This is a genomic window from Microcoleus sp. Pol12B5, from assembly GCF_036701335.1.
Classification (GTDB): domain Bacteria; phylum Cyanobacteriota; class Cyanobacteriia; order Cyanobacteriales; family Microcoleaceae; genus Microcoleus.
Genome location: NZ_JAUBQQ010000001.1, coordinates 120,093 through 135,479 on the forward strand (window position 1 = coordinate 120,093; position 15,387 = coordinate 135,479).

The 15,387-nt window shown below is 46.4% G+C and carries 14 protein-coding genes; 9 read left to right on the top strand and 5 right to left on the bottom strand.

The features are described from left to right. Window positions 1–211: 211 nt before the first annotated feature. The 3 genes from typA to QUA24_RS00455 all read left to right on the top strand — a co-directional run bounded on the left by typA (window position 212) and on the right by QUA24_RS00455 (window position 2,597). A complete protein-coding gene (gene typA, locus QUA24_RS00445; RefSeq protein WP_333168526.1) occupies window positions 212–2,002 on the top strand; it encodes a translational GTPase TypA in 1,791 nt (596 codons plus the stop codon). Between the two features lie 107 nt (window positions 2,003–2,109). Beyond that, window positions 2,110–2,331, top strand: coding sequence for a hypothetical protein (locus tag QUA24_RS00450; RefSeq protein ID WP_333093429.1), 222 nt, complete (start codon window positions 2,110–2,112; stop codon window positions 2,329–2,331). Next, the gene (locus QUA24_RS00455; protein WP_333226367.1) at window positions 2,331–2,597 is read left to right on the top strand and encodes a Txe/YoeB family addiction module toxin; all 267 of its coding nucleotides are present in this window, start codon (window positions 2,331–2,333) and stop codon (window positions 2,595–2,597) included. Before QUA24_RS00450 ends, QUA24_RS00455 begins: the two co-directional genes overlap by 1 nt. A 56-nt stretch (window positions 2,598–2,653) precedes the next feature. Here QUA24_RS00455 and QUA24_RS00460 read toward each other — a convergent pair whose 3' ends face one another. Next, complete coding sequence (locus tag QUA24_RS00460; protein ID WP_333226369.1) at window positions 2,654–3,793, bottom strand: tetratricopeptide repeat protein; 1,140 nt, start codon at window positions 3,791–3,793, stop codon at window positions 2,654–2,656. A 173-nt stretch (window positions 3,794–3,966) separates the two neighbouring features. On the opposite strand from QUA24_RS00460, the gene QUA24_RS00465 reads away from it, so the two are divergent. The 4 genes from QUA24_RS00465 (at window position 3,967) to QUA24_RS00480 (ending at window position 7,389) form a co-directional block, all read left to right on the top strand. Further along, on the top strand, window positions 3,967–4,512 hold the full coding sequence (locus tag QUA24_RS00465; protein WP_333226371.1) for a hypothetical protein: 546 nt from the start codon (window positions 3,967–3,969) through the stop codon (window positions 4,510–4,512). A gap of 137 nt (window positions 4,513–4,649) precedes the next feature. Continuing rightward, window positions 4,650–5,522 carry a ParA family protein gene (locus QUA24_RS00470; RefSeq protein WP_333226373.1) on the top strand — a complete coding sequence of 291 codons (873 nt, stop codon included), beginning with the start codon at window positions 4,650–4,652 and terminating at the stop codon, window positions 5,520–5,522. Beyond that, complete coding sequence (locus QUA24_RS00475) at window positions 5,519–5,965, top strand: hypothetical protein (RefSeq protein WP_333226375.1); 447 nt, start codon at window positions 5,519–5,521, stop codon at window positions 5,963–5,965. The genes QUA24_RS00470 and QUA24_RS00475 overlap by 4 nt, the downstream gene beginning before the upstream one ends. A gap of 68 nt (window positions 5,966–6,033) precedes the next feature. After that, entirely contained in the window at window positions 6,034–7,389 is a 1,356-nt protein-coding gene (locus QUA24_RS00480) for a DPP IV N-terminal domain-containing protein (protein WP_333226376.1), read from the top strand. A gap of 141 nt (window positions 7,390–7,530) precedes the next feature. Here QUA24_RS00480 and hpsL read toward each other — a convergent pair whose 3' ends face one another. After that, window positions 7,531–9,195, bottom strand: a complete 1,665-nt coding sequence (gene hpsL / locus QUA24_RS00485) for a hormogonium polysaccharide biosynthesis protein HpsL (protein ID WP_333226378.1) — start codon at window positions 9,193–9,195, stop codon at window positions 7,531–7,533. Window positions 9,196–9,666: 471 nt separating this feature from the next. On the opposite strand from hpsL, the gene QUA24_RS00490 reads away from it, so the two are divergent. Continuing rightward, window positions 9,667–10,368, top strand: coding sequence for an alpha/beta hydrolase (locus QUA24_RS00490; protein ID WP_333226381.1), 702 nt, complete (start codon window positions 9,667–9,669; stop codon window positions 10,366–10,368). A 143-nt stretch (window positions 10,369–10,511) separates the two neighbouring features. Here QUA24_RS00490 and QUA24_RS00495 read toward each other — a convergent pair whose 3' ends face one another. The 3 genes from QUA24_RS00495 to QUA24_RS00505 all read right to left on the bottom strand — a co-directional run bounded on the left by QUA24_RS00495 (window position 10,512) and on the right by QUA24_RS00505 (window position 14,576). After that, entirely contained in the window at window positions 10,512–11,408 is an 897-nt protein-coding gene (locus tag QUA24_RS00495) for a CoA-binding protein (protein WP_333226383.1), read from the bottom strand. Window positions 11,409–11,491: 83 nt separating this feature from the next. Continuing rightward, complete coding sequence (locus QUA24_RS00500; RefSeq protein WP_333226385.1) at window positions 11,492–12,721, bottom strand: succinate--CoA ligase subunit beta; 1,230 nt, start codon at window positions 12,719–12,721, stop codon at window positions 11,492–11,494. Between the two features lie 337 nt (window positions 12,722–13,058). Then, entirely contained in the window at window positions 13,059–14,576 is a 1,518-nt protein-coding gene (locus QUA24_RS00505) for a glycosyltransferase family 2 protein (RefSeq protein WP_333226387.1), read from the bottom strand. A gap of 246 nt (window positions 14,577–14,822) precedes the next feature. On the opposite strand from QUA24_RS00505, the gene ebsA reads away from it, so the two are divergent. Next, window positions 14,823–15,197, top strand: coding sequence for a type IV pilus biogenesis protein EbsA (ebsA, locus tag QUA24_RS00510; RefSeq protein ID WP_006634686.1), 375 nt, complete (start codon window positions 14,823–14,825; stop codon window positions 15,195–15,197). The last annotated feature ends 190 nt before the right edge of the window (window positions 15,198–15,387 follow it).

A 15,387-nucleotide genomic window follows, 5' to 3' on the forward strand; every position in this document is an offset into this window, starting at 1 on the left:
CACCTGGGCCAACTCAAGATCGCCGATCGAAAGAAACTCTGCCATCAGGCGTGGTGTAACGCTCCATTTCACGCTTGTTGCGCTTCCATAATCTTGATTTTAGCGACGATCGCACTCCAATCTGGCAGCCGCGCCCGATCGGCCCTTGACTTCATGCGCTACAATTATTAAGAAATCTTTAGTTAGATCCGTTTAACGTTCCAGACGCATTATGAGTCTTCCCATTCGCAACGTCGCCATCATTGCTCACGTCGATCACGGCAAAACCACCCTTGTGGACGCTCTCCTCAGACAGTCCGGGATCTTCCGCGAAGGGGAAGAAATCCCAGATTGCGTCATGGACTCCAACGACATCGAGCGCGAACGTGGCATTACCATCCTTTCCAAAAACACCGCCGTCAGGTACGGAGAAACCCTGATCAACATCGTCGATACCCCCGGACACGCGGACTTCGGCGGAGAAGTCGAACGAGTTCTCGGCATGGTTGACGGCTGTCTGCTGATCGTAGACGCCAACGAAGGGCCGATGCCGCAAACCCGCTTCGTGCTCAAAAAAGCCCTAGAAAAAGGACTGCGCCCGATCGTCTTTGTGAATAAGATCGATCGCGAGCGAGCAGACCCCCACAAAGCCGTCGATAAAGTTTTGGATCTGTTCCTCGAACTAGGTGCTGACGACGATCAGTGCGAATTTCCCTATCTCTTCGGTTCCGGCTTAAGCGGTTACGCCAAAAAACACCTCGAAGACGAAGGGGTAGATATGAAGCCCCTCTTTGAAGAAATCCTCGACCACGTACCACCCCCCGTAGGCGACCCCAACAAACCGCTGCAACTGCAAGTAACCACCTTAGATTACTCAGAATACGTCGGTCGCATCGTCATCGGCCGCATCCACAACGGCACGATTAGAATCGGTCAACAAGCAGTCTTAATCACCGAAAGCGGCGCGCTTGTCAAATCAAAAATTACCAAATTGATGGGCTTTGAAGGCCTGAAGCGGATTGATATCCCAGAATCTTCTGCTGGTAATCTTGTCGCCGTTGCCGGTTTTGCTGATGCGTATATTGGCGAGACAATTACCTGCCCCAACGACCCGCAAGCGCTGCCTTTAATCAAGGTAGATGAACCGACTTTGCAGATGACTTTCTCTGTAAACGATTCGCCGTTCTGCGGTCAAGAAGGTAGTTTGGTAACATCTCGGCAAATTCGCGATCGGCTAATGCGAGAACTCCAAACCAACGTTGCCTTGCGCGTCGAAGAAACCGACTCTCCCGACAAATTCCTCGTATCCGGCCGTGGCGAACTCCACCTCGGAATCCTGATCGAAAATATGCGTCGCGAAGGATATGAATTCCAAGTATCCCAGCCCCAAGTAATCTTCCGCGAAGTCGGCGGTCGTCCCTGCGAACCCTTTGAATGTTTGGTGTTAGACGTACCCGAAGAAGCAGTCGGCGGCTGCATCGAACGCCTCGGTCAGCGGAAAGCAGAAATGCAAGATATGCACGTCAGCAGCACCGGTCGCACCCAAATCGAATTTTCAGTCCCCGCTCGCGGTTTGATTGGATTCCGAGGCGAGTTCATGCGGTTGACTCGTGGCGCTGGAATTATGAACCACAGCTTCCTCGACTATCGCCCCCTCGGTGGAGAAATTGTCGCCCGTCGCAACGGAGTATTGATTTCCTTTGAAGAAGGAGTTGCAACTACTTATTCACTGAAAAATGCTGAAGACCGTGGCGTATTTTTCATTACCCCCGGAACCAAGGTTTACAGAGGGATGATTATCGGAGAAAACAACCGAGATGACGACATGGAGCTGAATATTTGCAAGTCGAAGCAGTTGACAAACCACCGCGCATCTGGCGGTGAAGAATTGGCGCAATTGCAAGCACCAGTCGATATGAGTTTGGAGCGCGCTTTGGAGTACATCGGTCAGGATGAATTGGTGGAAGTAACACCACAATCAATTCGCTTGCGGAAGGTTTCTAAGAAGTTGGTCAAACGCTAAAACAACTTAAGGGCTGGCCAAATTGCCAGCCCTTAGTGTCAACTTCAAACTACTGTATTTAAAGACAATATTAATCATTTTAACGCAATCAAAAATAGGTAAAAACGATGTCAACAGTTTATCGTTTAAAAGCCAGCGAACTAGATCGTAAATTTTTAGAACAAATCAAAGCGATTTTTGGAGATAAAGAGATTGAAATAATTGTCTCAGAATGCGATGAAACCGAATATCTTTTGAAATCGGAAATCAATAAAAACAAACTGTTGAAAGCTATTGAAAATGTTAAAGACAGACAAAATTTAGTTGAAGTCGATTTACAGGATTTGTAATGAGTAGAAGAATTATTTTTGAATCTTCTACTTTTGCAGATTTTAATGAATGGGCAAAATTAGACAAAAAGATTTATCGCAAAATTGTAGAATTGATTAAAGATATAAATCGATCGCCCTTTGAAGGATTGGGCAAACCTGAACCTCTGAAATACGAGTTAAGTGGTTTTTGGTCGAGGCGCATTGATAACGAACATCGTTTGGTTTACCAAGTTACAGATGAAGAAATTGCGCTCGCAGCTTGTAAGAATCATTATAGTGAATGAAGCTTTAAGCAATGTAGCGATTGCTCTTTTTATCAATTTACTAAATGCGATCGCTCTCAATCTTCTTGCTGAAGTTCTTCTATTATATCAAGTAACTTTTGGTAATTTTCTTCTTTTCCAAGCCGACTATATAAATTTTTAGCATGGTAAAAATCCACATCTGCTCTTTGGTAATAGCCCAATTCATAGTGGACAATACCTCGGTTTTGATAAGCTTGGGCAAAGTCTGGTTTAAGCTGAATTGCCTGGTTATAATCCTCAAGCGCTTTCTCTTGGTTCCCCAAACGAGAGTGAATAACTCCCAAGTTGTTGAATGTTTTAGAATTATTGGGATTCAGCCTAGCTGCCTTGATGTAATCTTCAAGCGCTCTTTGCAGATCGTCTAATTCCAAGAAGTAGACATCGCCTCGATTATTCCAAGCAAGGGCATCATCAGGATTTAGTTCAATTGCTTGGGTGAAATCTTTAAGCGCTTCTTCCAGACTGCCTATCTCTACATTATTAACACCTCGGTCATTGTAGGCTTGAGCATAGTCAGGATTTAGTTTAATTGCTCGGGTGTGATCTGCCTGCGCTCCTTGATAATCACCTAATTTAGAAGAAATAATACCCAGGTTATTGTGAAATATTGCACAATCAGGATTGAGCAATATCGCCTCTTTGTAATCCTCAATTGCTCCTGGGTAGTCCCCTAGTTCAGCACGAACAAGAGCCCGGTTATTGTAGGCATTTGCATAATGAGGGTTGAGCTTAATTGCTCGACAGAAATTTTCAATTGCTCCATGAAAATCTCTTTCCTTAGCCTTGTTTATTCCCAGTTTATCGTAATCCTCAGCACATATAGGAGAGTGCGATCGCACCCTCTCGACCACAACCTCGTCACAAAAGTTGTCCAGCACTTCCTCAATTTGCTCAGGTTGAGCATATTGAAAATGAGGGTTACTCTGTTCTTTTTCCTCTGTCTCTGTTTCAGTGAGCGGATTAGCAATAATATCTCTCCAATCTAGCCCTAGCCTTGTACAAATCTCTTCAAAATTTAAGCGCTCAACTGGTACAGGTTTAAAAAAACGACTAACAGTTGAGCGAACTATTCCTAACTCTCGCGCTAAAACCTTCTTATTTAAACTATTTCTGACTAAAGCTTGTTCTGCTTTTTTGATGCCTTCTAGAGATGCCTTTAATCCTCTTATAGCCATAGCCTGACTCCAACACTTATGGCTATTGTAACTGAACGAATGAAAGTCAGACACAAACTCAGACAGAAAGTCGGACACATCAGATAGTTTACCCGGTCACAATCTCAGACACCGACCCTCGAAGCTAAGGATGTAGTGATTCACTACAGAAAACTTAGCTGACGGAATTAATCATGTACAACAATAATCAGCACACCGAAGCCGAATTCTCCCAGCCACTACGCCCGCTTTCCCAAAAACAGGAATACGACTTCCAAACTCAAAAGAAAGTAGGAAAGACAGGAGAGGCGATCGTAGACCAGTGGTTGCAGATTCATGGCTATCGCATTGAGGATGTCTCAGATTTGCCGCAGTATCAGAAAGCAGGTATTGACCGCGTACTAATTCGCCCAAACGGTTCAACTGCAACTGCTGAGTACAAGACTGATATAAAAGCCAAGCAAACTGGAAACTTGTTTTTTGAAGCTTGTGACGATCGCAACCGTCCCTGTTGGGGGTGGACTTCGCAAGCCGATCTCTGGATATTTTTCATTCCTCAACAGGAGATATTGGTCGTCGAACCGGGTAAATTCAGGTTGTTAGTTTCGCAACAACAGCCAGAACTCTCGCAGAAAGTAGTACCAAATCGAGGCTACAGTGTAACTGGATTACCTGTTCCATTAGTAAAGGTGCGGAATATTGCTAGTCACGTTTTCAAGTTTCCTGACGTTCTTTTCTAAAAAGAGACTCGCTGTTAATCTGGCGATCGCCTTGAGTAGGCGTTCGCCATTATTCGAGTAATAATACTTAGCAAACGCTAATTGGGCGATCGTTATGTTTTAATAAAAAATTGAGCAAAATCCAAACAAAGCCAGCCATGAGTCCTAAATCAATAGCCGTAATCAACTTCAAAGGCGGTGTCGGAAAGACTACCGTCACTTGGAGTCTGGGAAATATTATATCCCAAGGAACCGACTTAGAAGTCTTGATGTTAGACTTAGATCCGCAAATGTCCCTCACAGAGGCGATCGGACTTAACGAAAATACAGGTCATTTAGATGACAAATTTGGTAAGTGGTACGAAAAATCTCTCAAGCATAGACTTACAATTTACGACGCTCTAGAAGTCTTTAAAAAAGCCGGACAGAATTTTAAATTTCCCGTTGGTTTCGACACCATTTATCAGATTGACGAACAGTTGCATTTTGTCCCTTCAGTTGAAGAATTGTATTGGTTAGATATCGATGGATTTGAGGGAAAAAGTGTTAAAGACTTCATCCGCAGATTCATCGGCAAAATCGCCAACTCTACCAATCTCCCCAAATACGACTTGATGCTTTTTGACTGTTCGCCTTCCTTCAGTCTCCTCACCTACAGCGTACTCTCTTGCTGCGACTTAATATTAATTCCCGTCAATCCCGATTATTTTGGTTCTAGGGGATTGAGTTTAGTTTTAAACTCGCTCCAGAAGCGGATTGAGCCTTATCCGTTTCCCAAGATAGCAGTCTTTATGAATAAAGCTAAAACCTATGGAGGATTGCTGACAAATGAAGTTCAGTTTTACATGAGAGAAGTAAAGAGACTTTGCGATGAGATGTCAAAAGATAATAACATAGAAGTTAGATTTTTAGAATCGACTATTCGCGAAAGCGTCGGGCTAAAACGGGCGATTAATGAGGGTGAACTGCCGCGAGAATTAGTTAGAGAATTTGAAAAACTATGGCGCGAGTGTGAGGAGTATCTGAAATGAGTAAAAAAGAAATTTTGGCTGCTTCCGAACAAGAAAGCGGGGGGTTAGTTGAGGAAATTGGCGAACTTAAGGAAATCTTGCGGGACGTTGCTCGAAAATTAACTCGGCTTGAGACTCAAGTAAAGCGGGGAGTGGTTTCTGCTGGGTCAAAAACTTCGGATATTCCCAGGGGTGCTGATGTTAATAAACCTGCTAATTTATCGGCGGGAAATGTTCTAGAAGTTTATGAAGAACTGCGTTTACAAGCTAAGAATGGTAATGAAGAAGAGGTGAGGCAAAAGTTGTTGGCAATGAGTGCAACTGACTTGAACTTGATGTGTTGCGAGTTAGGGATGCCGCCCAGCAGCAAGAATCCGTCCCGCAAAAAAATGTTCGAGCTAATTATTGGTAGAATTAAACAGAGTTTGAGGCTGTCGCGGCATATAGACCGACAAACACTTTAAAAATTAGCAGAGAAATCGATAAAATGCGTTTTAACTTGCTTTTCCCGCTGGGATCTGGAACGGGCAAGATGCCCGTTCCACAAGAGTTTAAGTTGAGTGCGGGATGGGCATCTTGGCTGCCCATCAAAAGCTTGTTGCAAATTATGCAACTTTTCAGCTTCAATAAATTATGGCCGATAAGTGCGATCGGCCTATTTTCACTAACGCTCTTAATCAGCTTGTTTTTGAGCCTTCACAGCCCTCCCCCAACCGCAGCCCAAAAACCGAGGATACTAGCGTTTACCGCCCTCCAGATGCGTGGCAGCGAGACCAGATCCCCTTTATTTGCGGTCAATGCTACCAGTTGGGCTCGCCGCGAACTTACACCTAATATAGATGTTAGCGCTCCCCTAGTGTGGTCGCCCAACGGCCAGCGACTGGCTTTTGTTGGCGGATACAGCGACATCTATACAGTCAATGCTGACGGTTCTCGACTAACTAAACAGTTTGCTGAGGCTGGTTGCAAAGCAGCTCATTTTGAAATAGCTTGGTTTTCCAACAGCCAGAAACTTGTTTTTGCCCGTTCTTGCAACGGTTTTACCTCTGATTCTCCCGGCAGTGAGTCACTTTATACAAGCGACACTTCTGGCATTAAAGGAACTAAATTAGTTCGGGAGTGGGAAGTAGGAGGAGAGCCGCCTAAAACAGAAATTTCATCTGAATTTTACCTTTCACCGGACGGCCAGCAGGTAGCATTTGTCAAGGATAGAAATATCTACAAAATGAATGCCGACGGTTCGGGAATGACCAAACTAACTAAAAGTCCCGGCGAATATATATCCGGCGGAAGTGAACTTTTTTGGTCGCCCGATCGCACAAAAATTGCTTTCTTGTTCGGTGCTTATCCGAAACAGCAAATTTACACAATTAATGCCGATGGAACCAACCTAAAGAATTTGACAAACAACCGCAATAATGAGGTTTACAACGGCAAACTATTGTGGTCGCCCGACAGTAGCCGCATTGCTTCCTATTACAACAATAAACCTGGCGATTCATCAGGCGAACAGCAAGATATCTACCTGATCGACCTTAACCAGGGGGCAGCCAGGAACCTTACCCAAAAACCTAGAAACTACGACGAAATTTCGTGGTCGCCGGATGGCAAATTTATTGCTTTCGTCGCCGGAGATTTCAATAATCAAAAACTCTACACGATCAATGCTGACGGGAACCAGCTAAATCAACTAGCTCCTCGGCTAAAACCGTCGGGAATTCCTGAATTAGCTTGGTCTTCTGATAGCCAGCAAATTGCTTTTATATTTAACGAAATCCAAGGAGACAAAAGCAACTTGTATGTCATTAATCGAGACGGTTCGGGATTGACTAAATTGACAAACGACAAGGATCTGAATGCTAGCAATCCGGTTTGGCAACCGCAGTAAAGTTAAGATCCCAAATATGCTGTAGGGGTTGGTTTTAGCACAGATAAACCCAGGAGGGCGGGCTATCTTTGCATCGCCTTGGAGCGAAAGCGGGTTACTGAACAAAAAAGAATCCACAAAACTCAACACTCAAAAATATTCTCAAATTGGGGAAGATGCAATAATTTTTTTCTCCTTTAATGGCTGCTGAACTTGCAATTCATTTGACTCAACTTCCAGGTGTTTTTCATCCTGCACCTGTTTATCAATTTTGGGCAACTTTAAAATCGCCCCAGCTAAAACCCAATAATACACGGACACTGGATCTACATCCAGCGGATAGTATTGAGTATTGATCGTAATAAATGCCACAAACACCCAAAAACTAGCTCCGTAACTCCGCAAACTTTTGTCCTTGACAGATCGGTAAGCTCTAAAAGTTAGAAAAGCTAAGTGTAAAAGCATTACCTGAAAACTAATCATTCCCGGATAACCGAGTTCGTATATCAACTTAGGTTGGAAAGTTTCAATTAGCTGCGTGGCACCAAATATTCGCGTTGAATTAGTGGCTCGTCCCACACCTTTACCAAGAGGTTTGTCAATGATAAAATTGTTGCTCTGCTCGAACTGATTAAAGAGAAACTGCTGGGGCGGTGCAGCATTCCAGCGACTAACAAAACTATCCCACCGTTGCTCGATAATTCCCGGGTTAATAGCTGCACCGACAAACAGCAGAATCGCCAGTCCTGCACCGATGGGAATAAATCGTTTGAAATTAACTAATTGACCGGTGAGAACTAGCAGGATTGCTGTAGCAACGGGAACCATAATTAAAGCAGCTCTTTGACCGGAAATAACTGCATTGGCAAATACTAATGCCATGCCAAATAAACCGATAACTCGCCACCAGAATGAAGGGTCGCAAAAGGCAGAGGCAAAGGTTAAAAAAGCATTAGAAATTAAAAACCACGCCCACTGCCAAGGCGCGACAAAAGTTCCCGGCAAGCGGACAAACTTGACTTCTGGACTGAACACCAAAGAACCGCCGACAAAACATCGAGCTTCCAGCGTTGCTTTATATAATTCTGCTCCGGTCATGCCTCTGGTTCCTGCACACTTTCCACTTTGCAGCAACAGGTACTGAATCAAACCGAGAAGGCAGCAAACGATCGCCAAAACGATGTGCATTCGACTAAAAAATACTAAATCCTTCTTAGTGCGGAGCAGATAATAGGTACAAGCAATCAGCGGTATGTAACCTATCAATACTTTTAAGCCGAGAATTCCTTGCAGAATTGGTTTGTCGCCCGGCCTAGGGTTGAGCTGCATCTCCCCGTTGACAAAAATTAAAGTCAGCATTGCCATCATCAACAGGATGCTAAAGGTAGAAAGCATTTGTTTGGGAATGAACAGGCGCAACTGTTTCTTTTTGCAGCTTTGAATTAGGGCGATGAGAGCTGGTATGTAGAAAGCATCTTTGGCTACTTGAAATGCAGCATTCCCGCCGCCAATTGCGTAGGTAATTGTACCGCTGAAAGGCAGGTAAATTAGAAAAGTCCATAAAGCTTGACGGGGGTATTTGTAGGAAAGCAGCAAAATGGCTGCGGCTGCGCCTCCTGCAATAGCAATCTTAGGGTGGGCTACGAACAACAGGGGAATGCTGAGAGCAACGCTGACTAAGCAGCTTATGGCGATCGCCTGCACCAATTCATTGCGCTTTTCTGAAATTTTGCGTTTTTGTGCAGCTACTTCTTTTTTGCTGAGCGCTGTTGTTTTTTCGCTGTGCTTGTGTTTTGATTTCTTGGATTTGCGCTTGGTTTTCAACATATAGCAGAAGGAAGAAGGAAGAAGGAAGAAGGAGGGAAGAGGAAGGGAAGAAGGAAGAAGGAGGGAAGAATGAGGGAAGAAGGAAGAAGGAGGGAAGAAGAAAGAGGGATTTAGTTGCCTAAGAGAGAAAGAAGAAGCAATCGAGTCCTTATGTTTCTGCTATTAAGAAAGTCCTCCCCGTCAGGGCGCTTCCTATAATTTTTATAAGGCACTTATGTAGAAGGCGGAAGACACTCTGATATAGAAGGCTGGAGATGTAGAAGGTAGAAGGCAGAAGGAATAGAAGCGAAAAGATTTCGGTAGATATGGTTACTTATTTTTAAAGTCAAAATCGAGAAAAAGTCTCGGTCGAGATTGTCGGTGTGACGCGGGTACAAATTACACTGGCGACCTTGTAGAATATAACTGCTGCATCTATAATGTACAAAAATGTACAAATCTCGAAAAAATAATTTTAATGTAGCGGTGAATATGAAATTAACAAAATTTGTATCGATCGGCATTGCGCTACTTTTAGGAGCAAGCGGGAGCATATTATCTAGCAGCAGTAGAGCATTAGGGGCCGAAAAAGTTGTCCTCACATTTGGCCCGATCAGACAAGCCATCAATATCAGCGACTTAGAAGACTTTGCTAAAAACGGCACGACGACGCCAACCCTCCAACAAATTATCCGGGTCTCCAAAATGGACGCACAAATACTGCGGGGGTTCATGGGTTTAGAAATTGGTTTAAAGCCTGCTAATCTGGCCCGGGTGGTTTACAGCACCCCAGGAGAAAAAATCACTGACGACATCGGTCAAGCAATTCGGACTCAGCGCCGCACAGAAAGCGGGAAAGCTTTGCGGGCAGCGGTGATCCTGGCATCCGGGGATGATGGTAAGGTATCGCTGCTGGAAATCCTGAAAAAGTATCCTCTCAACGAGGTTTACGTAGATGTTGCCAGCCTTCGCACCGCTGTTGGGAAAGTTCAGAGTATAGCTGGAACTCTGCGAAGCCTGCTTCAAGATGTGACGAGATCGACAACTCGCACAACTGAAACAAATCCCACCGAAAGTCCGATCGAACCTCGCCGCAGCGTGCAGCCAACAACTCCGCCTCCAGCGCCGCGCCGCGCCGCCCCCTTGCCAGCACCAGCGCCGCAGCCGGTCACGCCGGTCAGAGGTCTTTGGTAAAAAAATTATAAATGTGTCCTAAAGGCGGGTTCAAGTGGCTGTTGTGGCATTCTGCAGACACTTTTGAGACCAAACCCGCCCCTGCCCTACCCCTATCCCAACCCCCAAGAGGGTTAGGACTTGTGTGAAAACTCCCAAAGCAATCAATTTTTCTTTAGCAATTTTTTGAGCAACTTAGGAATTTCTGAAGGTCGAGCCGCCACAGGTATGCCCGCCTCTTCAAAGGCAGCCATTTTGTTTGGGGCCGTAACTCCAAAGGCTTTCTGGGCAGCAGCCCGAGAACTTATCAGGATGCCGGCGTGGCCCAAAGACGGCCCCTTGGGAGCGTAGCGGCCGGCCAGATAAGCAACCACGGGTTTGTCGATCGCCGAGGCGATGTAAGAAGCAGCAGCTTGTTCACTCCACCCGCCAACTTCCCCTACCAAAACCATCGCTTCGGTACTGTCGTCTTCGTCCAAAATTTGCAGCCACTGCATAAAAGAAGAACCAACAATCGCGTCGCAGCCAATACAAACCGCCATCGACTGTCCCAACCCAGCCTCCGTCAGTTCTAGGGCAACTTCGTAAGTCAAAGTGCTGCTGCGGCTGATCACTCCCACCGGGCCGGGAGTGTAAAATTCCTTGGGGTGAGTTCCCAGCAGCAGTTTGTCGGGCACAATAATCCCCGGACTGTTGGGCCCGATTACCAAAGTTTCGGTGGCTTCTGCTTTTCTGACTAAGTGCACCATATCCAGAGGAGGCACTCCCCCAGTAACGATCGCGATTTGCCGAATTCCTCCGGCCATCGCTTCTAAAGCAGCATCCAGCACCGAGTAAGCGTCTACCAAAATTACCGCAGTGTCAACGTGACCCACTGCCGCCACTGCTTGTTCTACCAAATCAAAAACCGGAATTCCCTCCACTTCCAGCCCCCCCCGACCGGGACTGACACCGGCGACTACATTCGTGCCGTATGCTTTCATCATCAGGGCGGCGCGGGTGGACGCGGGAGATTCTGTAATGCCCTGTACTAGGACTTTGCTTTCAGGAGTTAAATTCATTTTTTCCCACTTGACACTCGATCTGTAAAAAGCAGAAGGCCTTCATCTGTACAGAAATCTCGTTTTTTGCCGATCGACTGCCGCTACTTGGCGGAGGATACAGAAGCGGCCGCGGCCTCATCCAAAGTGCTAGCTAACTGCACCGGCAACTGTCCCAAACGCTTTTTAACAGCATCAGCATCGATCTCTACCAGCCGCAGCACAATTTGGATGTGGCGGTTAGCGCGAGCTTTCCGTTCCAAATAGACGGCTACTGCAGCGATTATTTCCTCGGTCTTGGAGGCGCTGCCCAAAATATTTACAAGTATCACCTTAACGCTTTTATCCTGAGCGACTAACTCCAGACCCAACTCCACGCGATCACGCAGGGCATTTGCTGCATAGTAGCGGTCTAGGGAACCAATATTCACAAAATTAGCGGGTTTTCCTCCTTGGTGGGTTACAGCATCTAGAGTTGCCATTGTCAGGCCCACTCCGTTGCACAAAATCGCGATATTCCCGTCTAGTTCGATTAATTGCAGGGATTGGGAATTCGAGATTGGGGATTTAGATTTGGGGTCAAACTCCGGCGACTGCTGAACCTTGGACTGGGAATGGGAGCGATCGCCCCCAGCATGGGGACTTCTTCTTTCCCGTGCCAACCCGCCCAAGAGCTTTTTCTCCGAGAGTGCTGCCAAATCTGGATGTCGTCCCAAGGCATCGTCGTTGGCGGTGACTTTACCGTCTAAAGCCATTACCTCTCCCCTGGGACTGATGCCGAGAGGATTGATTTCTACTAGGTCTAAATCTTTTTCGACAAACAGTCGGTACATTTTTTCGACAATGGTGCTCACCGATTGAATCAAGTCTCCCTGCAATCCCATTTTCAGCGTGAGACGCCTCGCGTAGAATGGGGAAAATTCTTGATCTACGGCAACTTGCTGCATTTGATCGATCGACCCTTCGACATCCATACCTCCTTGTCTCGAACCCAGAAGCACCGGGCGGCGGGCTACGGGGTCTAGGAGTACCGCTAAGTACAATTCTTGGTCCGCGTTGTACTTTGCTTCTGCCAGCAGGACTTGGGGATATTCACTCTCGATCGGCAAATTAAAAATTGTTTGAGCGGCTGCTACTGCATCGATCGTATTTTCTACAAACTTGATACCGCCCGCCCTGCCCCGTCCCCCAGCCCGCACTTGCGATTTGAGTACAACTGGGTAAGGAATTTTCAGTCCTTTGAGGTCGGCGGGATTGTCAATCCGCTGCGAGGGCAAAATCGGAATTGCCATCTGTCGAAATAAAGATTTAGCTTGGTACTCTAACAAATCCATTATCAATTACGGGTGACGGGTAGTTGGCAACAAGCAATTCGTCCTAATTGGCAATTCATAATTAATAGATAGTAATTGGTTTTTTGTCAAGTTAAAAGTTAAAAATTCTCGCTTTTATCTTTTAAATTTAGACTTTTGTATTGCCGATTACTTATTCGCTATTACCGCTCGCCGATTACCTATTACCTAAGCTGTTTCAAAGTGTTGTTTTCTCGGAATTTCTAAATTTTACTCTTAGGCTCTGGCGGGGAGATATTGGGCGAGCGTTGGTGTTTTTTTGTCTCAGAAAATCTTCGGAGGTTCGGCGATACTGTGCCGAGATATTTCTGCGAATTGTTTACTTGATGCTATTAACAGCGCCTTGATGGACGGTTTTGACCCATTTGAGCCGCTTGGGCCGTACCGCAATCCGAGCCGTTACAGTCCCTACCAGCAGCCAGTGGAACATATACACAGTACCCCGCAGCGTTTGCAGCCAGGTGACAAAAACTCTTTTAACATCAAATTTGGTCTCTTTGCGAGTGCGACGCAAACCGACAAACATTCCCACCACCGACAACGTAAGGGTCATAAAAGTTATGGGACTGGCGATCGGCATCCGGCGCAGCGCAATTGACATCACAAAGTCGGGTAGCGCTACTGTGGGTAAGAAATATTGAGACACCCAAAATCCAAATAAATCCCAAGTTTTCCCAGTTCCCATGCGGTTCCGCAAAATTAGCCGCCAGTAGTCAAGATAACGCTGATAGCCACCTTCTGCCCAGCGATTGCGCTGGTGCCACAGAGCGCGAGCGTTAGTGACTCCTTCTTCTGACACGGCTGGGAAAGCGAGAAATTCAATGTCCCATCGGTCTAGGTGCAGCCTCACCGTCAAATCCAGGTCGTCGGTAATCGTCTCCTCGTTCCAGCCTCCGCAGCTTTCCAAGGCGGTGCGACGCATGAATTGGCCGTTACCGCGCAATTCTCCAATGCCGCCGATCGCAATCCGTTGCTGCTGGAAAAAACTGTCGAGAGCCATTTCTGCTTCTTGGCCACGAGTCCAAAAATTTACCGAAGCATTGGCGATGGCTTTTCTGACTTGCACAGCCCCTACCTTTTCTCCTTGGAACACTGGCAGCACCCGGCGCAGCAAATCCGGCGTTACCGTCGCGTCGGCGTCAAATATTCCCACAAATTCCCCGCGAGTCAGCGGTAACACTTGATTGAGTGCTCCCGACTTGCCGCCGCTGGCATTTGCTCCTCTGCGAAATACTTTGAGCTGGGGGTACTTTTTGGTTAGCTGTTCCAATACTAGCGGCGTGTCGTCGCTGCTGTGATCGTCGATCGCCCAAACTTCGTAGCGGTCGATCGGATAATCTACATTGCAGATGGATTCTACGAATCGGGCAATCACCGCTTCCTCATTTTTCGCTGCCACCAGCAGCGACACATAAGGCCAATCCTCTCGACTTTCATCGGCAAGAGGCGGCAGTGCGGGCTTGGGCGAAGCAAACAAAACTCGAAATGCTTGCATCCATAGCAGTCCCGTCAACCCCCAAACTACCCACGCACCCCAAGAAATCAAGTGCAGGGCGATCGTGCCGGCCCAAATCGCAGTCAGCACTGCGGCGGCTTTTCCGCGGCGTCCCCGGTACAGATTTTGAGGAAAAGAGGGAGTTCCCGGCACAGACACCGCAACCGGGAGATCTGCTTTTGTTTCCGCGTCAAACACCCTGTCGCCAATGTCTGGTATAGCAAATACTTTGCTGAGCTTCGAGTGCGAGGTCAAACTCTTGAGCTCTTCTTGAGCTAAATCAGAGATGTCCAAGTTAAGCTCGCTGCGAGCGTCGTTTTCTGGCCAAGAACTCTCCTGCATAGGTTACTTGATTCAACCACCAATAGTTTTTGATTTTAGATATAAGCATCTACTGTATCAGTTTCTGGGCTTTTGTCGAAAGCGGACGGGAGGACAACCAGCGGGTTAGGTGTTTGTACGGCATTGGTAAACGGGTACTGCATAGAGTATTTGGGTTGACTTTTGCTTGCGATCGACCAGGAATATCTGCTAGTTTTTTCTGGGGATCTAAACTATCTGTTAGTAATAATTGTCTAAGGTGGAAATATGTCTATTCCTCAACTCAAGCCAGCCGATGACAAAGAAGTGAAAGTCTACGCGCCTTTCTGTCAAGAGCCCAGGCGCAAGTTTTTACCGCACGCTATTGGCCTCTACAAGCTCAAAAGCTTGGAGGGGGCAAGAAAAATTGACGGCGGGGAGAGCGTGCCCTTTGTCGCTAGTTGGAATATCTCGTCGCTGCCGATCGACTTAACCCGCTGTCGGGTGTTATTTGACGGCAATGCTGAACTCAGTTACGAAGTGACTATGCAAAGCTCTGAGTTTGTTAGTTGCTTAATTGAGGTTCTCCTGACTTTTCAGCGCACTCGTACCGTAGATTTTTCTAAAACGTTTTACCGCAAGCTGATGCGAATGGATGAATAACTTTCACCGCAGCCGCACTCTCGAAAGTCCGCAATTGACAATCAAGCAATTTAATCCGGGGCCCCCGGATTGATTCGTAGATCGAGAAAAAAGCTCCGAATCCCGATCGCCAGCCCCCGGATTTATCAGTGGGGTCGCTTTCTTCAATCTAAAATCTAAAATCTAAAATCTAAAATCGATTGACGGGCGC